General features: G+C 62.5%; 18 protein-coding genes. 9 read left to right on the top strand and 9 right to left on the bottom strand.

What is annotated here, in order from left to right:
* The 7 genes from NKI18_RS32365 to NKI18_RS32335 form a co-directional block, all read right to left on the bottom strand.
* The coding region (locus NKI18_RS32365; protein WP_353021900.1) for an ABC transporter ATP-binding protein at nucleotides 1-956 on the bottom strand (956 nt) is incomplete at its 3' end.
* A complete protein-coding gene (locus NKI18_RS32360) occupies nucleotides 956-2059 on the bottom strand; it encodes an ABC transporter ATP-binding protein (RefSeq protein ID WP_352622274.1) in 1104 nt (367 codons plus the stop codon). The genes NKI18_RS32365 and NKI18_RS32360, both read right to left, overlap by 1 nt.
* On the bottom strand, nucleotides 2056-2277 hold the full coding sequence (locus NKI18_RS32355) for a hypothetical protein (protein ID WP_352622272.1): 222 nt from the start codon (nucleotides 2275-2277) through the stop codon (nucleotides 2056-2058). Before NKI18_RS32355 ends, NKI18_RS32360 begins: the two co-directional genes overlap by 4 nt.
* Nucleotides 2274-3233, bottom strand: coding sequence for a carbohydrate ABC transporter permease (locus tag NKI18_RS32350; protein WP_352448403.1), 960 nt, complete (start codon nucleotides 3231-3233; stop codon nucleotides 2274-2276). The genes NKI18_RS32355 and NKI18_RS32350 overlap by 4 nt, the downstream gene beginning before the upstream one ends.
* A gap of 1 nt (nucleotide 3234) precedes the next feature.
* Nucleotides 3235-4140, bottom strand: coding sequence for a carbohydrate ABC transporter permease (locus tag NKI18_RS32345; protein ID WP_254816733.1), 906 nt, complete (start codon nucleotides 4138-4140; stop codon nucleotides 3235-3237).
* A gap of 74 nt (nucleotides 4141-4214) precedes the next feature.
* Entirely contained in the window at nucleotides 4215-5531 is a 1317-nt protein-coding gene (locus NKI18_RS32340; protein WP_352448404.1) for an ABC transporter substrate-binding protein, read from the bottom strand.
* A 359-nt stretch (nucleotides 5532-5890) separates the two neighbouring features.
* Nucleotides 5891-6586, bottom strand: coding sequence for a TetR/AcrR family transcriptional regulator (locus NKI18_RS32335; protein WP_502900800.1), 696 nt, complete (start codon nucleotides 6584-6586; stop codon nucleotides 5891-5893).
* Between the two features lie 109 nt (nucleotides 6587-6695).
* On the opposite strand from NKI18_RS32335, the gene NKI18_RS32330 reads away from it, so the two are divergent.
* The 3 genes from NKI18_RS32330 to NKI18_RS32320 are packed head-to-tail and all read left to right on the top strand — an operon-like array spanning nucleotide 6696 to nucleotide 9186.
* On the top strand, nucleotides 6696-7892 hold the full coding sequence (locus tag NKI18_RS32330) for a Tm-1-like ATP-binding domain-containing protein (protein WP_352622267.1): 1197 nt from the start codon (nucleotides 6696-6698) through the stop codon (nucleotides 7890-7892).
* Between the two features lie 11 nt (nucleotides 7893-7903).
* Complete coding sequence (locus NKI18_RS32325; protein ID WP_352622265.1) at nucleotides 7904-8743, top strand: phosphoenolpyruvate hydrolase family protein; 840 nt, start codon at nucleotides 7904-7906, stop codon at nucleotides 8741-8743.
* A gap of 26 nt (nucleotides 8744-8769) precedes the next feature.
* Nucleotides 8770-9186 carry a cupin domain-containing protein gene (locus tag NKI18_RS32320; RefSeq protein WP_352456830.1) on the top strand — a complete coding sequence of 139 codons (417 nt, stop codon included), beginning with the start codon at nucleotides 8770-8772 and terminating at the stop codon, nucleotides 9184-9186.
* Between the two features lie 2 nt (nucleotides 9187-9188).
* Here NKI18_RS32320 and NKI18_RS32315 read toward each other — a convergent pair whose 3' ends face one another.
* The gene (locus tag NKI18_RS32315) at nucleotides 9189-9869 is read right to left on the bottom strand and encodes a DUF4304 domain-containing protein (protein WP_352622262.1); all 681 of its coding nucleotides are present in this window, start codon (nucleotides 9867-9869) and stop codon (nucleotides 9189-9191) included.
* A gap of 51 nt (nucleotides 9870-9920) precedes the next feature.
* Nucleotides 9921-11138, bottom strand: a complete 1218-nt coding sequence (locus tag NKI18_RS32310) for a M24 family metallopeptidase (RefSeq protein WP_352622260.1) — start codon at nucleotides 11136-11138, stop codon at nucleotides 9921-9923.
* A gap of 365 nt (nucleotides 11139-11503) precedes the next feature.
* Here NKI18_RS32310 and NKI18_RS32305 point away from each other — a divergent pair, with 365 nt between their 5' ends.
* The 6 genes from NKI18_RS32305 (at nucleotide 11504) to NKI18_RS32280 (ending at nucleotide 17501) form a co-directional block, all read left to right on the top strand.
* Nucleotides 11504-13114, top strand: coding sequence for an ABC transporter substrate-binding protein (locus NKI18_RS32305; RefSeq protein WP_352622258.1), 1611 nt, complete (start codon nucleotides 11504-11506; stop codon nucleotides 13112-13114).
* A 287-nt stretch (nucleotides 13115-13401) separates the two neighbouring features.
* On the top strand, nucleotides 13402-14388 hold the full coding sequence (locus tag NKI18_RS32300; protein WP_352622256.1) for an ABC transporter permease: 987 nt from the start codon (nucleotides 13402-13404) through the stop codon (nucleotides 14386-14388).
* The gene (locus NKI18_RS32295) at nucleotides 14385-15215 is read left to right on the top strand and encodes an ABC transporter permease (RefSeq protein WP_352622254.1); all 831 of its coding nucleotides are present in this window, start codon (nucleotides 14385-14387) and stop codon (nucleotides 15213-15215) included. The genes NKI18_RS32300 and NKI18_RS32295 overlap by 4 nt, the downstream gene beginning before the upstream one ends.
* Entirely contained in the window at nucleotides 15212-16210 is a 999-nt protein-coding gene (locus NKI18_RS32290) for an ABC transporter ATP-binding protein (protein ID WP_352622252.1), read from the top strand. The genes NKI18_RS32295 and NKI18_RS32290 overlap by 4 nt, the downstream gene beginning before the upstream one ends.
* The gene (locus tag NKI18_RS32285; protein WP_352622250.1) at nucleotides 16207-16998 is read left to right on the top strand and encodes an ATP-binding cassette domain-containing protein; all 792 of its coding nucleotides are present in this window, start codon (nucleotides 16207-16209) and stop codon (nucleotides 16996-16998) included. The genes NKI18_RS32290 and NKI18_RS32285 overlap by 4 nt, the downstream gene beginning before the upstream one ends.
* The gene (locus NKI18_RS32280) at nucleotides 16995-17501 is read left to right on the top strand and encodes an L-2-amino-thiazoline-4-carboxylic acid hydrolase (RefSeq protein WP_352622248.1); all 507 of its coding nucleotides are present in this window, start codon (nucleotides 16995-16997) and stop codon (nucleotides 17499-17501) included. The genes NKI18_RS32285 and NKI18_RS32280 overlap by 4 nt, the downstream gene beginning before the upstream one ends.
* The last annotated feature ends 104 nt before the right edge of the window (nucleotides 17502-17605 follow it).

Raw genomic sequence — 17605 nt, 5'->3', positions numbered from 1 at the left:
CCGGTTCCGCCCCCCCCGCCCCCCCCCCCCGCCCCGCGCGGGCCGCCCCTCGCCCCGCCGCCTCCTACACCAACCCCCCCCCGCCGGCGCCCCCCCGCCCCCCCCGCGCCCGTCTTTAGCCCCCACGAAGTCTTGGCACCCCCCGAAGTCTTGGCACCCCCCGCAAACGGCAATTCGAAATTGAGCGGCGCCATCACCGCACGTCCGTTGACGAGCTTGCCGTCGATGAGGTTCATCGGCGGCGAGCCGACGAAGCTTGCCACGTAGGTGTCGCGCGGATTGTTATAGATCTCGTACGGCGTGCCGGTCTGGACGATGCGGCCATGGTTGAGCACGCCGACCTTGTCACCCATCGACATCGCCTCGATCTGATCATGCGTCACGAACAGGAAGGTGGCGCCAAGCTGCATCTGCAGGTTCTTCAATTCGGTGCGCAGCGCCTCGCGCAATTTGGCGTCGAGCGCCGACAACGGCTCGTCCATCAGGAATACCCGCGGCTTGCGCACGATGGCGCGACCGATCGAGACGCGCTGCATCTCGCCGCCTGAAAGCCTGTCGGTCTTGCGGTCGAGCAGATGCTCGATCCTCAGCGTCCTGGCCGCGCGGTCGACACGATCCTTGATCTCGGCATCGGGCAGCCGGCGGATCTTCGGCTTCAGCGGAAATTCGAGGTTCTGGCGCACCGTATAGCGCGGGTACAGCGAATATTGCTGCAGCACCAGCGCCACGTCACGCTCGGCCGCGCCCCAGTCGGCGACATCGACGCCGTCGATGAAGACCTGGCCTTCGCTCGGTTTTTCCAGGCCGGCAATCATGCGCAGCGTCGTCGTCTTGCCGGCGCCGGTCTCGCCAAGCAGGACGAAGAACTCGCCATCGGCGATGTCGAGATCGAGCCCGGTCAAGGCGGTGTGGTTGCCGAATTTCTTCGAGATGTTCTTGAGCTGGATGTGGGCCATCAGAGTCTCACTCCCAGCGATTTGCCGCTCGCCGTGTCGAAGAAATGCGCCTGGCTGGGATCGATTCTGACGAAGACTCTTTCGCCGGGGCCGCCGATGAAGCCGCTCTTGGTGCGCGCACGCAGCATCTTGGAGCCGACCTTGAGGTCGACGATGTCGAAGGACCCGAGCGGCTCGACGATCTGCGTCTCCACCGGCAAGAATCCCTCGGCGGCTTCGCGGCGGACGAGGACGCCTTCCGGCCGGATGCCGAGCGCGAGTTGGCTGCCGGCATGGCCGTTGAGCTTCGACAGCAAGGCGCGCGGGAATTCGAAACCGGCGGCCGCATCGCCGACCGTGACCGAGGCCGATGAGGCTTTCTCGGTCACCGAAGTGTCGGCGACGTTCATCACCGGGCTGCCTACAAATTGCGCGACGAAAAGATTCGCCGGATGCGAATAGACCTCGTCCGGCGAGCCGACCTGCTGCAGCACACCTTCATGCATGATGACGATGCGGTCGGCGAGGCTCATCGCCTCGATCTGGTCGTGGGTGACGTAGATGCTGGTCGAGCCCTGCTTGATGTGCAGCCGCTTGATCTCGGCCCGCATCTCCTCGCGCAGCTTGGCATCGAGCGCCCCGATCGGCTCGTCCATCAGCATCGCCTTCGGCCGCCGCACCAAGGCTCGGCCGATCGCCACGCGCTGCATGTCGCCGCCCGACAGCGCCGACGGTTTCTTGGCGAGGAGATCGCTGATCTGCAGCTTCTTGGCGACCGAGCGCACCTCGCTGTCGATCTCGGCCTTGCTCTTGCGCGTCGCCCTGAGCGGAAAGGCGATGTTCTCATAGACGCTCATATGCGGATAGAGCGAGAACGACTGGAAGACCATGGCGATATCGCGATCGGCGGCCTTGAGGTGCTGGACCGGCTTGCCGTCGATGAGGATGTCGCCGCCGTCGATCGTCTCCAGCCCGGCAATCGCCCTGAGCGTCGTCGTCTTCCCGCAGCCCGACTGGCCGAGCAGCACGATGAACTCGTTGTCGTCGATCTTCAGGTTGAGGTCCTTGATGACCTGGACGGCGCCGAAATATTTCTGGACGCCTCGAAGCTCGATCTGGGTCAATGCTGTGCCCCCGGATTTGCCCCTTGCTCGGTGCCGGCCTTCTCCTCCGGCGCGATCTTGGAGGTGATGTTGAAGCCGATCAGGCCGATCAGGATGATGGTCACGCCATAGCTGTGCAGCAGCATGTTCCACGGCTGGCAGAGCGCGATGATACCGAGCACCATCAGCACCTGGCTGCCCGGTTCGAGATATTTCTGGTTGATGTCGCGAAAGCTCATTTGCGGATCGCTCCAAACGACATGCCGCGCAACAGGTGGTTGCGGAGCAGGAAGGTGAAGATCGCGACCGGCAGCAGGAACAGGAAGGTTCCGGCGGCAATCACCGTCCAGTCCGGCAGGCCGGAACCGATCTGGCTGGGGATGAAGGGCGGTGCTGTCTGGGCACGGCGGCTGGTCATGATCAGTGCGAAGGCATATTCGTTCCACGCCGTGATAAAGCAGAACACGGCGGTGGCGGCGATGCCGGTGGCGGCCTCGGGCAGCACGATCTTGAAGAAGGCCTCCATGCGCGTATAGCCGTCGACAAGGGCCGCCTCCTCATACTCCTTGGGGATCTCGTCCATGAAGCCCTTCATCAGCCACACCGAGAAGGACAGGTTGAAGGCGGTGTAAAGGATGATCAGGCCGATATGGGAATCGTTGAGGCCGACCGCCCGGTACATCAGGAACATCGGAATGGCGACGACCACCGGCGGCAGCATGCGTGTCGACAGGATGAAGAACAGTAGGTCCGCCTCGCCTTTTACCTTGAAGCGCGAGAACCCATAGGCGGTGAAGGTGCCCATGCCGACGGCCAGGACGGTCGAGGTTATGGCAACGATCAGTGAGTTCATGAAACGGCTCGGATAGCCCGACCACTGCACCTGGCCCTTGCCATCGCGCACGATCTTTTCGCCCCCATTGAAGACGACGCGCTCCCACCACGGCGCAGCCGCGTACTCCTCCGGCGACGGCGGGCTGCGCAGTTGCGAACGCTTGGTGAACAACTTGACGAAGGGCGATATCTCCGGCTGGAAAACCACCGTCGGCGGAATGGTGGTGGCGAGGTTGCGCGGCTTGAACGCCGTCGAGGCGATCCAGTAGATCGGCGCCAGGAAGATGATCGTCACCAGCAGGACAGCGACGATGGCGACCCGGTTGAAGGTGATTTCGGAAGAAGTGCGGACTGCGGCCATCTCAGCGCTCCTTCACCTTGTTGAGGTATTTGACATAGATGTTGGTGATCGCCAGCACCATGATCAGCACGATGTAGGCGAGCGCGCAGGAACGCCCGGTCTGCCATTCCTGGAACGCCATCTTGTAGAGCCGGATCGAGATCAGCTCGGCCGTCGGCTGGCTGGTCAGGATATAGGCGAGGTCGAAGGTCTTGAACGCCTCCATGGTGCGGAAGATGACCGCGATCATCAGGATCGGCGCAACCAGCGGCAGCGTTATGCGGAAGAAGGTGTAGAACGGCCCGGCCCTGTCGATCGCGGCTGCCTCGTAGAGATGCTTGGGCACGGCCGACAGGCCGGCCAGCGACAACAGCATGACGAAGGGCGACCACATCCAGATGTCGGTCAGCGCGACCGCATAGAGCGCCATTTTCGGATTCGACAGCCATTCGAAGGTGCCGAGGCCCAGCGCATAATTGATGATGCCGAAGGACGGATCGTAGAGCAGCTTCCAGAACAGGCCGACGACGGCCATCGACAGCATCATCGGCAACAACAGGAGCGTCGTCAGCAGGCCCTTGAGCGGAATGTCGCGATTGAGCAGCATGGCCACGCCGAAGCCGACGAGCAGCTGGCCGGCGACCGAGATGATGACGTATTTTGCGGTGATGGCGAAGTTGGACCAGACATAGGGATCGCTGAGAAGGTCGCGGTAGTTTTGCAGCCCGACGAAATTCGCCGCCGCGCTGGTCGAGGCGCGGAAATCGGTGAACGAATAGCCCAGCGAATAGATCAGCGGGAAGATGTTGAAGACGATCAGAAACAGGATCGTCGGGATGATGAAGAGATTGCGGATCGAAATGTCGCTTAGACCGCGAGCGGCGGCCCGCGAGGACCTGTCCAGCGTGGTGATCATCGTGGTCGCCAAGACTCTGCTCCCGGTTCAAAAATCAGAAAAAGAAACGGAGGAGGCACGAACGCCCCCTCCGTGAAACTTCATACTTATTGGCCGCGGCCGTATTTCTTGAAGGTCGCGTTCCAGTCGGCTGCCAGTGCGTCCAGCGTCTCCTTGGCGGTGCCTTCGCCGCCGATCATGTAAGGATAGATGCGCTGGTTGAGCTGCTGCAGCAGTTCCGCATATTCCGGAACCGCCCAGAAGTCCTTGACCTTGAACATGGTCTCGTAGAACGCCTTGTTGTAGGGCGTGGCGTTCTGGAATTCGGGCGACTTGAGCACGGCGGCACTGCAGGTGTAGCCGCCGAGCGCTGCCCATTTCTTCTGGGTCTCGTCCTTGATGAACCATTCCAGGAACTTCGTCGCCTCTTCCTGCTTCTGCGAGTAGGAAACGATGGAGATGCCCTGACCGCCGAGTGCGGCGAACTGGTCGCCGCCAGGTCCGGCTGGATTGGCGAAGAAGCCGGTGTTCTTGGCGTTCGGGTTCGACGCCTCGTTGATCAACGAGGGGAAGAACGCGAAGTAGTTCATGCTCATCGCGGCCAGGTTTTCAGTGATCGCCTGGTTGTCCTCGACGAAGAACGACTTGGCCCAGCCCGGAGGCGTGAACTTGTAGAGTTCCTTGTAGGCGTCGAGCGCCGCGATCGCCTTGTCGGAGTTGATGAAGCCATCGACCTTGTAGGTCTTATAGTCACCCAGCTCGCCGCCGAAGGAGAACAGCGCGTTTTCGAAGCCCATCGCCATCGCGTCATAGGAATTGTCGGTGTAGATGGCGATGCCGTATTTTTTCTGGTCCGGCCGGTAGAAGAATTCGGCGATGTCGCGTAGCGCCTTGAAATCCTTCGGCACGTCGAGATCGTAGCCATACTTGGCCTTGAAGGCTTCCTTTTCCTTGGGGTCTTCGAACCAGTCCTTGCGATAGGACCAGCCGACGGCGTCGCCTTCGAGCGGAATCGCCCAGTACTTGCTGCTGCCGCCCGGATATTCGGCATAGTATTTCACCGTGGCCGGTGCCATCACTTCACCGACCTTGTGCTTGTTGAAGAAGTCGGTCAGGTCGACATAGTGGCCACCGGTCGAGCCGGCACCGAGCCATTGCGAGTCGCCGACGACCATATCGTAGGCGTCGCCATGGGCGTTGAACTCGGTGAAGGCCTTGGTCTGGAAGTCGGGCCACGGTGTGGTTTCCACCGTGATCTTGACGCCGGTTTCCTTCTCGTACTCGTTGCCGAGTTCCTGCAGGTAATTGGCCGGATCCCATTCCGCCCAGAAGATTGTAAGTTCCTTTTCCTGCGCGTAGACGGACGTTCCGCAGGCGAGCACTAGGCCGATACCAGCAAGCAAGCTGGTCATTGTCTTGCGCATAATGATTTCCTCCCTTGTGCGCATTCTACCGCGTCATGCGAGCCGGCGGCGAGGCCGGCCCTGGTAGTCCTCCCGTGACGGCACCGTTCCGGTTTTTGAGCCTCCTCGTTCGACCGAAACGGATCTTAGCCTTCACCCTTTGATCCGCTTTATTTGTCCTGATCTGGTATTACCAATTTCAGACGAACGTCAAGCTCTTTCTTGGACGGTGGCGGACACGCAGACAAGTTGGCTTCTGCGATATCTGCCTGTTTTCCCTGAATTTTCCTACTCCTTGATACATAAGTGCCTTACTTGGGCCGCTGCATCGCTAGTAGCACAAATGGTCAGGCTGAAAATCTGGTCGAACCAGATTGGCCTCATCTAACGGCCCTCGTCGGCGCGATCCCGTCACCTTCAGCCATCGATTCCGTCACCGCCGCACGCACCAGTGCGCCGGCCGCCCATTGCGCAACCGACATCATACTGCGGCTATCCAATCCCCATATATCCTTTAAAACGATCAGCACCTCAACACCGAAGATCAATGACAGCGCCTGCGCGAGCCGCTTGAATTCGCGCGGCGGCAACCGGCCTTTGAGTGGCGCGATCGCATCTTTCAAAAGATCGACGCGATGGCCGCGCGTGAAGGCAGGTTCGCCGTCAAGCGTGCCTGCCTGTCGCTGCGCCCACTGGTCGAGCGACAGTTTCAGCGCCGCCTTGAACGTCGCTTCGAAGACCTCGATGCGCGGCATGGCGGTCTCGAACAGCTCGGCGACCCGGCGCTCGGGATCGGCAGAGCTCGATTTCCACGTAAGGATCGGCCCAAGCCCCTCATCGACCACCGCCTGCACCAACGCCGCCTGGCTCGGAAAATACCGATAGGCGGTGGCGCGCGAGACCTCCGCTGCCTCCGCCACCTCGCTGACGGAGGGCGTGGCGCCCGCCTGCATCAGCTTTGTCGCCGTCTCAAGCATGAGACGCCTGGTGCGCGCGCGGGCCCCGCGCTCTACTTGGGGGTTCGGCCCTTGGCTGGCATCGTCGTCCATTGCCGCTTGTTGACGTGAGACATTCATGTCAATACGATACGCGTGTCTCAAAAAATTGCAATGGCCCTTCGCGCCGTCGAACGGCCGGGCAAAAAGGGGCGGCAGCGCCGAGCACGCCCAAGACCGGGGAAACGCGATGAAACGCATCTATGTGGTGGGCACCGCCGACACCAAGGGCGAGGAACTCGCATTTCTGGCCGATGCGGTCGCGGCTACCGGCGCTTCGATTGCCCGTGTCGACATCGGAACACGCGGCGCGACCGTGCCGGTCGATGTTTCGGCAGACGAGGTCGCCAGCCACCATTCCGAGGGTCGCAATGCCGTGCTCGGCGTCGACGATCGCGGCACCGCGGTGGCGGCGATGGCTGCCGCCTTTGCCCGGTTTGTCCAGTCGCGCAGCGATATTGCCGGGATTATCGGCATTGGCGGCGGTGGCGGCACCTCGATCATCACCGCAGGCATGCGCACGCTGCCGCTCGGTCTGCCCAAGATCATGGTTTCGACGTTGGCCTCGGGTGACACCGCGCCTTACGTCGACGTCTCCGACATCGTCATGATGCCGTCGGTGACCGACATGGCCGGCCTCAACCGGCTTTCGCGTGTCGTGCTGCACAATGCCGCCCAGGCGATATCAGGCATGGCGACAAAGCCGGCGCCGCCGCCCGAGGGCAAACCGTCGCTCGGCCTCACCATGTTCGGCGTTACCACGCCATGCGTGACCGCGATCGCCGATGAGCTTCGTTCGACTTATGACTGCATGGTCTTTCATGCCACCGGCACCGGCGGCCGCACCATGGAAAAATTGGCCGACAGCGGCCTGTTGTCAGGCGTCATCGACATCACAACGACCGAAGTCTGCGACTTGGTGCTTGGCGGCGTGCTGCCGGCGACCGAAGATCGCTTTGGCGCCATCGCCCGCACCGGGCTGCCTTATGTCGGCTCGGTCGGCGCGCTCGACATGGTCAATTTCTGGGCGCCGCCGACAATTCCGGAACGCTATCGCGGCCGGCTGTTCTATGAGCACAATCCAAACGTCACACTGATGCGCACCACTGCCGACGAAAGCAGAACGATCGGCGAATGGATCGGTACAAGGCTGAGCCTCTGCCAGGGTCCGGTTCGTTTCCTCATTCCGGAGAAAGGCGTGTCGGCGCTCGACATTGAAGGCGGCGCCTTCTTCGACCCTGAAGCCGATGCCGTTTTGTTCGAGGCGATCGAGCGTACCATCAAACCCGCCAAAACGCGGCGCGTGCTGCGCCTGCCGCTTCATATCAACGACCCCGAATTCGCCTGGGCTGCCACAACGGCCTTCCTCGACATCGCCAGACAGTGAGACACCAAGACATGGCCGCCATACCGCGCAAGAAAATCCTGGAGAAATTCCGCAAGATGATCGCGGACGGCGTGCCGATCGTCGGCGGCGGTGCCGGCGCCGGCCTGTCGGCCAAGGCAGAGGAAGCCGGCGGCATCGACCTGATCATCATCTACAATTCCGGCCGCTACCGCATGGCCGGGCGCGGCTCGGCCGCCGGCCTGCTCGCCTATGGCAACGCCAACGAGATCGTCAAGGAAATGGCCTACGAAGTGCTGCCGGTAGTGAAGAAGACGCCGGTGCTGGCCGGCGTCAACGGCACCGATCCCTTCGTCATCATGCCGCTGCTTTTGGCCGAGTTGAAGACGATGGGCTTTTCCGGTGTGCAGAACTTTCCGACCATCGGACTGTTCGACGGCCAGATGCGGCAGAGTTTTGAAGAAACCGGCATGGGCTTCGGGCTCGAGGTCGACATGATCGCCGAGGCTCACAAACTCGACCTGTTGACCACGCCCTATGTCTTCAACCCAGACGAGGCGCGCGCCATGACGACAGCTGGCGCCGACATCGTCGTCGCCCATATGGGGGTGACCACCGGCGGCTCGATTGGCGCGACATCGGCTAAATCGCTGGACGACTGTGTGAGCGAGATCGACGCCATCGCCAAAGCGGCACGCTCAGTGCGCGAGGATATGATCCTGCTTTGCCATGGCGGGCCGATCTCGATGCCGGACGACGCCAGATATATTCTCGAGCGCTGCAAGGGCCTGCACGGGTTCTATGGCGCCAGTTCGATGGAGCGGCTGCCGGCGGAAGCCTCGATCGCCAGGCAGACGGCGGATTTCAAGGCCGTTACGTTCGGCGCTGCGTAGAGACCAGCAAAAAGAAGGGTGGGACGATGACCGACAACAGCAAGGTATTCGTATATCCAAAAGACGTCAGCGCCTTCGGCTTCGACTGGGGCAGGCTGTCGCTGACGGTCGCTCCCGAAGTGAACGGCGCAAAGCGATTTTCCGGTGGTGTCGTCGACCTACCGTCAGGCAAAGGCCATACGCGTCATAACCATCCGGGTGCGGAGGAGATCATCTTTGTCATCTCAGGCAATGGCGAGCAGATGGTCGAAGACGAGAAAGGCAACCCGGTCGTCGAGAAAGTCGGCCCCGGCTGCACCATCTATGTGCCGGAAAGCCGCTTCCACTCGACGCTCAATACCGGCGACGGGCCGATGCAGCTTTTCGTCGTCTATTCGCCGGCCGGGCCGGAACTGGCGTTGCGGGAGTTGCCGGATTTCAGGTTGATCCCGCCGGGCAGATAATGTCACAGGCTGAGGCCAATCTTCATCGCACGAGCGACCCTTGCTAGGTTGTTAGTATCGCTCCCCAGAGCGAGCCTATCCGGCAAAGTGGGGACATCGCGCTCTGATCGGAAAGCATCCGGCGAAGGTAAGCGCGCCACCCAATAGGACAAACAGTTTTCCGCTGCCTCTGGACCAAGCTGCCAGAGTACAAATCGAACAGCATTTTCAGGGAACATGAAGCCCGGAACTTCAGAACATGCGACCTGTTCGGCTAGTTTGCGCGGAACGTCGAAACGTTCGAAGAGCGGCAGGACAGTCGTTTGGATGTTGGCAACGATGTTCGCGATTTCAGCCTGGCGGGTATGCGGGTTTGCGATGTTCCATGTCCGCCAATGATGCGGGGTTCGCAAATTGCCAAGCTGTCCACCGGCGACCCAATCGCTGGCACTGGCGGGCCAAGCGCTTCGCTCGTCCCACTCCTTTATTGCCTTGCTGTAGACCGACGCATGCACGACGAGTTCGACGTACTCGCCGCCGACGTTCAGATAGTTTGATTGAAAGGAGATTTTGAATGCCCAGTCGCCGGCCCGACGACTCGCATGAGGACCGCTTTTCGCAAAGCGGAACCCAATCGGTTCGAACTCCATGGAGATCTGCTCGCACCCGTCGATAAAGACCTGCTTGGGCAGTTCGCGTTCCATATCGGCAAATGCTCGCTGGCGTGACCAATTATTTGCTCGGACGAGGTAATCTCAAGAACGGGCTAGGTAACCAGCGCCTAAGCCGCCCCCGCCCCTGTTCCAGCCCCGGCCCCGATCGCCGAACATGACGTAACCGGCATCGGTCACCGCCACCGTGTCCTCCAGCTTGATGAAGCCGCGCGTCGGGTGGAGCATGGTCGTCTCGACCGAAAGCACCATGTTCTTCTCCAGCGGCTTTGCGGCATAGGTGCCTTCATAGGTCACCGGATGGTTGGTCATCAGGAACGGCGCTTCATGCGTGATCAGCCCCATGCCATGCGCGAAGAAATCAGTATAGGCCGCAACCTTGGATTTCTTCAGAACGCCTTCGGCATGAGAAATCATGTCACCGCCCAGCGTGCCCGCCTTGACCTTGGAGAAGGCCGCCTGCTGCACTGTCTCGATCTCGGCCAGCAGATCCTCGAGTTCGGCGTCAGGGTCGCCCAGCACGCCCATGCGGCAAAGATCGCCGATATAGCCGTGGTAGTTGCCGCCGGAATCGATCGACATCACCTCGCCCTTCCTCCACGCCTGCGGCGAGGCGGCGCGGTTGTGGCTGGAGCCTAGCGTCAACAGGCAATATTCGAAATGCGCGCCGCGATTGGTCTCCTCGCGCCTGAGCTGTTCGATGATCTCGCTCTTGGTCGTGCCTTCGCGTGCCCAGCCGATGGTCGCCAGCATGGAATCGGTGATCAGCTCCGAAGCGATGCGCAGCTTTTCCAGCTCCGCCTCGGTTTTGATTGCCCGCATGCGCTCCAGCATATCAGTCGCATCGATCAGCTTGGCATCCGGCAGCGCGTTGCGGATCAGCATATAGGCGTCGGACGGCAGGAAGGCGGGCTCGATGCCGATGCGGGCATTGCCCTTGCCGATCTTTCGCAAATGCTCGACCGCCAGATTGGCGGCATCGAGCGTACCCCAGCAGGCGGCATGCAGTGTCGGCGTCCAGAACGGATGATTCTGGTGCTCGCCGCCTTCCATGCGGTTGCCGATATAGGCGGCATGCTCCGGCCCACCTTTCTCATAGACGACGACAGGCAGATAACGGCTGTGGCCGATTGCATCCATGGCGGCGAAGAAGATGAACTTGTAGCCGCCAAGCAGATATTGCGTGTTGTGCTTGGAGGTGGCGAGCAGCACGTCGATGCCGGCCTCCTCCATCAGCCCGTCCACCCTGGCCTGGTCGAACGGCACGCTGCCGACGGCATTCTTGCCTGGGGCAATGTTCATGTCTCTCTCCCTGAAATCCCTTAGCCGGCCGCTCGCCGGCACCGGCTTTTCCGGCTCTGAACCTCGGCTATGCTTAAATCTGCATCATTTTGCCCGATCTGGTCCAGCCAGAACGGGCGAACCAGCCCCAAAAGCTGCTCCACCTGCTGCACTTTACTCCAGTCTGGTCCTGCTAGAACCGCGCGTCGAACCGTTTTCTGTACAACTGGTCCAGCGGACGGAAATTTCAAAGCCACGTAGAGATGCGCCAATTCCGTCTTTGGCGAAACCCCGCACAAGGCCCATAATCAGCTTTGCAGGATGCTTACGAGCGTCCGAGGGGTACGGCGGACCCGGCGGGTCCGCGGAGAGGACGGAGTTCGATCATGCCAGAGTTCACCATTTCCAGACGTACAATGCTGGCCGGTTCGGCATTGCTGTTGGCCTCAACCGCCATGCCGACGATCGGCTCGGCGCAGACGCCGAGAAAGGGCGGACGACTGGTTGTCGCCGCCGATTCCGAGCCGCGCAATCTCAATCCGGCGATTGTCGCCTCGAACGGCGTCTTCTTCATTTCGAGCAAGATCGTGGAAACCTTGGCCGAGGCCTCCTTCGGCGGCAAGGACGGGCTCGATCCGCGCCTGGCGCTCAGCTGGGAAGGTGCCGCCGACGGCCTGTCGGTGACGTTCAAACTGCGCGAGGGCGTCAAATGGCATGATGGGAAGCCATTCACCTCAGCCGATGTCGCCTTCTCGGCGCTGCAGGTCTGGAAGCCGCTGCAGAATCTCGGCCGCACCGTGTTCAAGGATCTGGAGGCGGTCGACACGCCGGACGAAGCCACCGCCGTGTTCAAATTCGCCAAGCCGACACCGTTCCAGCTGATCCGCAACGCCTTGCCGGCGCTGAGCAGCGTGGTGCCCAAGCACATCTACGAGACCGGAAAGATCGAGGACAACCCGGCCAACAACGCCCCGGTCGGCACCGGACCGTTCAAATTTGCCGAACACAAGCCCGGCGAATATTACCGGCTGGAGAAGAACACCGATTATTGGGGCAAGGACGAGCCCTATCTCGACGAGATCATCTATCAGGTGCTGCCGGACCGCACGTCGGCGGCCAGCGCCCTGGAAGCCGAAGAGATCCAGCTCGCCGCCTTCTCCGCCGTGCCCCTGGCCGATCTCGACCGCATCTCCAAAGTGCCCGGTCTCAAGGTGATCACCAAGGGTTATGAAGGGCTGACCTACCAGCTCGTCGTCGAGATCAATCATCGCCGCAAGGAGCTGGCCGACCTGAAAGTACGCCAGGCGATCGCTCACGCCATCGACAAGGATTTCGTCGTCAAGACGGTATTCCTTGGCTATGCCGCCACCGCCACTGGCCCGGTGCCGAAAAACGACCCGCAATTCTACACCGCCGACGTGCCGACCTACGCCTTCGACGTCGCCAAGGCCAACGCCTTGCTTGACGAGGCCGGCTACAGCCGGGGCGATGACGGCAAGCGCTTTTCACTGAGGTTGCTGCCGGCGCCTTACTTCAACGAAACCAAGCAGTTCGGCGACTATCTGCGCCAGGCGCTCGCCGCCATCGGCATCGACGCCCAGCTGGTCAACAACGACTCTGCCGCGCATATCAAGGCTGTCTACACCGACCACGCCTTCGACCTTGCGGTCGGGCCGCCGGTGTTCCGCGGCGATCCGGCGATCTCGACCACCATCCTGGTGCAGAGCGGCATTCCCGACGGCGTGCCCTTCTCCAACCAGGGTGGCTACAAGAATGCCGATCTCGACGCCCTGATCGCCAAGGCATCGGAGACGCTCGACACCGCCGCCCGCACTGAACTCTACAAGGAGTTCCAGAGAAAAGTTGCCGCCGACCTGCCGCTGATCAACGTCGCCGAATGGAGTTTCATCAGCGTCGCCCGTGATACGGTCAACAACATCGCCAACAACCCGCGCTGGGCGGTATCGAACTGGGCGGACACTTGGCTGGAGGGGTAAGAAAGTCTCTCCAGACTTGCGCGCCGCTTGTGTGGGTGCTCAGCTTCAGCGATGAGAGCTTTTTCGCGCCCCCCTCTGTCCTGCCCTCTTTGCCACCACTTGGCATCTCCCCCACGAGGGGGGAGATCGGCTGTCATTGTCGCCTTCGCCAATCTCCAGCGTTGCAAGACGGCCGGCAACGCCGAAGCTGCCAATCTCCCTCCTTATGGGGGAGATGTCCGGCAGGACAGAGGGGGGCGCCGTAGAGGGCGGCACCGAAGACTTGGCTCTCCTATCGGCGTTGCGCCATGACCCGCGCCGTCATCCTCCTTCGCCGCCGTCTCGTCGGCAGCATCTTCGTGCTGCTGATTGTCGTCATCGGCACGTTCCTGTTGCTCGAAGCCGCTCCCGGCGACGCGGTCGATGCCTACATCGTCTCGACCGGCGGCGACGCCGGCATGATCGAGTTGTTGCGTCACCGCTGGGGTCTCGACCAGTCGGAGCTGACACGGCTCGCCAATTATCTTTGGGCGCTGCTGCATTTCGATCTCGGCCAATCGGTCAGCTTTTCGCGGCCGATCCGCGATGTCATCCTCGGGCGCCTGCCCAACACGCTGCTGTTGATGGGCAGCGCCACCGCGCTCTCCTTCGGCCTCGGCTCGGCGATCGGCATCTATGCCGGCGCCAGACCCGGCAGCTTCCGCGATCGCTTCCTCTCCATCGGTTCGCTGGCGCTCTATGCCGTGCCGGGCTTCTGGCTCGGGCTTGTGCTGATCATTGTCTTCGCCGTCGACCTGCGCTGGTTTCCGATCGGCGGCATCGAGAGTATCGTCTCGGCCAGGACCGGCCTCGATCGCGCCGCCGATATCGCCCGCCATCTCGTCCTGCCGGTTTCGGCGCTCGGCTTCATTTATCTCGCGCTCTATCTGCGCATGATGCGCGCCGGCATGGCCGAGGTGTGGCGACAGGACTTTGTGCTGGCCGCCCGCGCCAGGGGACTTTCCCGCCGCCGCATCGTGCTCGCCCATGTCGCCCGCAACGCACTGTTGCCGCTGGTCACCATGCTCGGCCTGCAATCCGCGCAGATGTTGGGCGGCAGCGTCGTCATCGAGAGCGTCTTTTCCGTGCCCGGCCTCGGCCGGCTGGCGCAGGAAGCGGTGGCCGCGCGGGATACCCCACTACTGCTCGGCATTATTCTCACCAGCGCTGTCCTGGTCGTCATCATCAACGTTCTCGTCGACATCGCCTACGTCTTCCTCGATCCGCGCGTCGGGGCCAGTGAGGCCAGCGCATGAGTCCACTTGCCCGCTTCCTGCGCACGCCGGAGGCTGTCGCCGGCGCGGTCATCCTGGCGGCGCTGTTTGCCGTGGCGCTTGCTGCACCTTTGTTCTTTCCCGGCGATCCGCAGGCGATTGCCGGACCGGCATTGCTGCCGCCCTTCCAGGATTGGTCGCTGCCGCTCGGCACCGACCGGCTCGGCCGCGACGTGCTAGCCGAGCTCTTCCATGGCGCCCGTACCTCGCTGGCGGTTGGGCTGGCAGCAGCAGCCGCCGCCCTTGCCATCGGCGCCGTGATCGGCACCGTGGCCGGCTTTGCTGGCGGCCTTGTCGACGAGATGCTGATGCGCATCACCGACGCTTTCCAGACCGTCCCAGCCTTTCTGCTGGCTTTGGCTTTCGTCAGCATCGTCGGGCCGTCGCTCGGCGTCGTCGTCGCTGCGATCGCGCTGGGCGCCTGGACCGGACCGGCACGCGTGGCGCGGGCCGAAGTGCTGTCGATCCGCGAGCGCGATTTTGTTGCCGGCGCCCGCGTCATCGGCATGCATCCGCTGGAGATCGCCTTTCGCGAGGTGCTCCCCAATGCGCTGCCGCCGGTAATGGCTTTGTCGTCGGTGATCGTCGCCGCGGCGATTCTCACCGAAGCGGCATTGTCCTTTCTCGGCCTCGGCGATCCCAACCGGGTTACCTGGGGCGGCATGATCGCCGAAGGCCGCGCCGTGCTGCGCACCGCGCCCTTCCTGTCGATCATTCCGGGCGTAGCGCTCGTGCTCACCGTGCTCGGTGTGTATCTCACCGGCGAAGGCGTCGTAGAGACGACGGCGGTGAGGAGAAGCCTGTCGTGACGGCGCTTGCTTCGATCCGCAATCTGACGGTGACCTATCGCCGCGACGGCGCCGAGGTGGCGGCGCTGAAGAATGTCGGCTTCGACATCACGGCCGGCGAGCGCTTTGCCATCATCGGTGAAAGCGGTTCGGGCAAGAGCACGCTGGCGCTGGCCATTGCCGGGCTGCTGCCGGCCACCGCCAGGATCGAAGGCCGCATCGATTGGCTCTTGCGTCCGCCGCCAATGTTTGGTGCCAAGGCACCCCCCTCTGTCCTGCCGGACATCTCCCCCTCAAGGGGGGGAATCGGTAGTTTCGCAGCCGGTTCCTTTCCGCCAGCTTCGGTGATTGGCGAAGGCAGAGATGAAAGCGCAATCTCCCCCCTTGAGGGGGAGATGTCCGGCAGGACAGAGGGGGGCGCGACAGAGCGCCGACCATTCGTCATTGCGACAAGCCACACCCCCATCGGCGGCCGCGATATCGGCTTCGTTTTCCAGGACCCATCCGCCAGTCTCGACCCGGTGATGCCAATCGGCAAGCAGATCGCGGAAGTCGCCTACACCCATCTCGGCCTCAGTTGGCGAGACGCCTATGCCAAGGCAAAAACCCTGCTCGAGCGCGTCCGCCTGCCCGATCCGGACGCTGCCCTCTGCGCCTTTCCACACCAGCTCTCGGGCGGCCAGAAGCAGCGTGTCGCCATCGCCGCGGCGATCGCGGCCGGTCCGAGATTGCTGATCGCCGACGAGGCGACCAGCGCGCTGGACACCATCGTGCAGGCCGAGATCGTCGCGCTAATTCGGCAATTGGTGGCCGAGGACGGTATGACGCTGCTGTTCATCAGCCACGACATTGCGCTGGCCGCTGAGCTTGCAGAGCGCATCGCGGTGTTCCGGCATGGCGAGCTGCTCGAGCTCGGTTCGACAGCCCAAATCGTCAATGCGCCGCGTCACGCATACACTCGTGTGCTGCTTGACGCTCATCTCGGCCTCGACGCCGAGCCGCTGTTGCGAACATGACCGACCCGCTGCTCGCCGTTTCCGGCCTGACCAAACGATACAGTCGCGGCGGCAAGATCATCGCCGCGGTCGACGACGTTTCCTTCCACATCGACCCCGGCGAGACGCTGGCGCTGGCCGGACCTTCCGGCAGCGGCAAGTCGACGATAGCTCGGCTGATGCTGCGGCTCATCGAAGTCGATACCGGCCGTATTGAATTTGAAGGCAGCGATTTCCTGTCGCTGAACGGCGCTGCCTTGCGCGGCCGGCGCGCCCGTCTTCAGATGGTGTTTCAGGATCCGCTCACCGCCTTGAACCCACGCGCCACAGTCGCGCGTGTGCTCGACGACCCCTTGCGCATCCATCACATCGCCTCTGGCCCCGAGCGCCCGCGCCGTATTGCAGCTCTGCTGGAACGCGTCGGCCTCGGCCCCGGTCTCGCCGGCCGCGCCATTCACGAGATTTCCGGCGGCCAACGCCAGCGCGTTGCAATCGCCCGCGCCATCGCCACGAAACCGTCGCTGGTCGTGCTCGACGAGGCCGTGTCGGCGCTCGACGTTTCGGTGCGCGCGCAGATCCTGCAGCTGCTGCTTGACCTTCAACGCGAGGAACGCATCGCCTATCTGTTCATTTCGCACGATCTCGGTGTCGTCCGTGCCATCGCTCACCGGGTCACTATTCTGGAAGCCGGGCGCATTGCCGAGAGCGGCGATGCGCGCAGCGTAATCGACGCGCCGCAATCCGCGATCGGCAAGGCGCTGGTGACGGCAGCGCCAAGACTGTCAAGGATCGAACGGGACGCATCATGACCGACGCCGAAGCCCGAGCCGAAAAACTGTCGCGCGAACTCGATTCCGCCTTCCGCAACCGCGCCGATCTCTATCGTCTATTCCTCGACGAGCTAACCGCGGAGTTGGGCGCGGAAAAAGCCGAGGCGATCATGATCCGTATAATCGAACAACGCGGCAAGGAGGTTGCGGCGGCGGCCTTTGCCGATTTCGGCCCAAACGACGCACCGGCGATCGGCGAGGCGTTCCTCGCCGTCAGCCCGGATGGCGGTCGCATGTATCCGACCGACGTCGAACGCGGTCCGGACCGCATCGCCTTCAAGGTCAGGCGCTGTCCGCTGAAGGACGCCTGGGTCGAGGCCGGCGTCGGCGACGAGAAGCTCGCCACACTCTGCCGCATCGCCGGCGCCTTCGACCGCGGCCTGTTCGAGGCCACCGGAGTGCGCTTCGACAACGTCACCTGGACGCCGGGCCACGGTTCCGGCTGCTGCCACATCGCCTTGACCAACCGGGATACCGGTTAGAAGTTGTGTGCGTCAAGTTCTGCAAAATGGCGTGGCATTGCGGTGACGTCGGCGTGTCCGCCGCGCAGCCCCCGTGTTTAGCGGAGCGGCGGACACATGACGGT

The sequence above is a fragment of the Mesorhizobium sp. M0800 genome, from assembly GCF_040320095.1.
GTDB lineage: Bacteria > Pseudomonadota > Alphaproteobacteria > Rhizobiales > Rhizobiaceae > Mesorhizobium.
Note: the sequence above shows the minus strand (reverse complement) of the source record. Positions and strands in the feature narration are given on the sequence as shown.

What these genes read in the sequence shown, in the direction of transcription:
- NKI18_RS32325 (WP_352622265.1), top strand. Translation starts at nt 7,904, where the DNA reads ATGGCCGCCATACCGCGCAAGAAAATCCTGGAGAAATTCCGCAAGATG.
- NKI18_RS32300 (WP_352622256.1), top strand. Translation starts at nt 13,402, where the DNA reads ATGACCCGCGCCGTCATCCTCCTTCGCCGCCGTCTCGTCGGCAGCATC.
- NKI18_RS32295 (WP_352622254.1), top strand. Translation starts at nt 14,385, where the DNA reads ATGAGTCCACTTGCCCGCTTCCTGCGCACGCCGGAGGCTGTCGCCGGC.
- NKI18_RS32280 (WP_352622248.1), top strand. Translation starts at nt 16,995, where the DNA reads ATGACCGACGCCGAAGCCCGAGCCGAAAAACTGTCGCGCGAACTCGAT.
- NKI18_RS32330 (WP_352622267.1), top strand. Translation starts at nt 6,696, where the DNA reads ATGAAACGCATCTATGTGGTGGGCACCGCCGACACCAAGGGCGAGGAA.
- NKI18_RS32355 (WP_352622272.1), bottom strand. Translation starts at nt 2,277, where the DNA reads ATGAGCTTTCGCGACATCAACCAGAAATATCTCGAACCGGGCAGCCAG.
- NKI18_RS32335 (WP_502900800.1), bottom strand. Translation starts at nt 6,586, where the DNA reads ATGAATGTCTCACGTCAACAAGCGGCAATGGACGACGATGCCAGCCAA.
- NKI18_RS32340 (WP_352448404.1), bottom strand. Translation starts at nt 5,531, where the DNA reads ATGCGCAAGACAATGACCAGCTTGCTTGCTGGTATCGGCCTAGTGCTC.
- NKI18_RS32310 (WP_352622260.1), bottom strand. Translation starts at nt 11,138, where the DNA reads ATGAACATTGCCCCAGGCAAGAATGCCGTCGGCAGCGTGCCGTTCGAC.
- NKI18_RS32350 (WP_352448403.1), bottom strand. Translation starts at nt 3,233, where the DNA reads ATGGCCGCAGTCCGCACTTCTTCCGAAATCACCTTCAACCGGGTCGCC.
- NKI18_RS32305 (WP_352622258.1), top strand. Translation starts at nt 11,504, where the DNA reads ATGCCAGAGTTCACCATTTCCAGACGTACAATGCTGGCCGGTTCGGCA.
- NKI18_RS32320 (WP_352456830.1), top strand. Translation starts at nt 8,770, where the DNA reads ATGACCGACAACAGCAAGGTATTCGTATATCCAAAAGACGTCAGCGCC.
- NKI18_RS32285 (WP_352622250.1), top strand. Translation starts at nt 16,207, where the DNA reads ATGACCGACCCGCTGCTCGCCGTTTCCGGCCTGACCAAACGATACAGT.
- NKI18_RS32315 (WP_352622262.1), bottom strand. Translation starts at nt 9,869, where the DNA reads ATGGAACGCGAACTGCCCAAGCAGGTCTTTATCGACGGGTGCGAGCAG.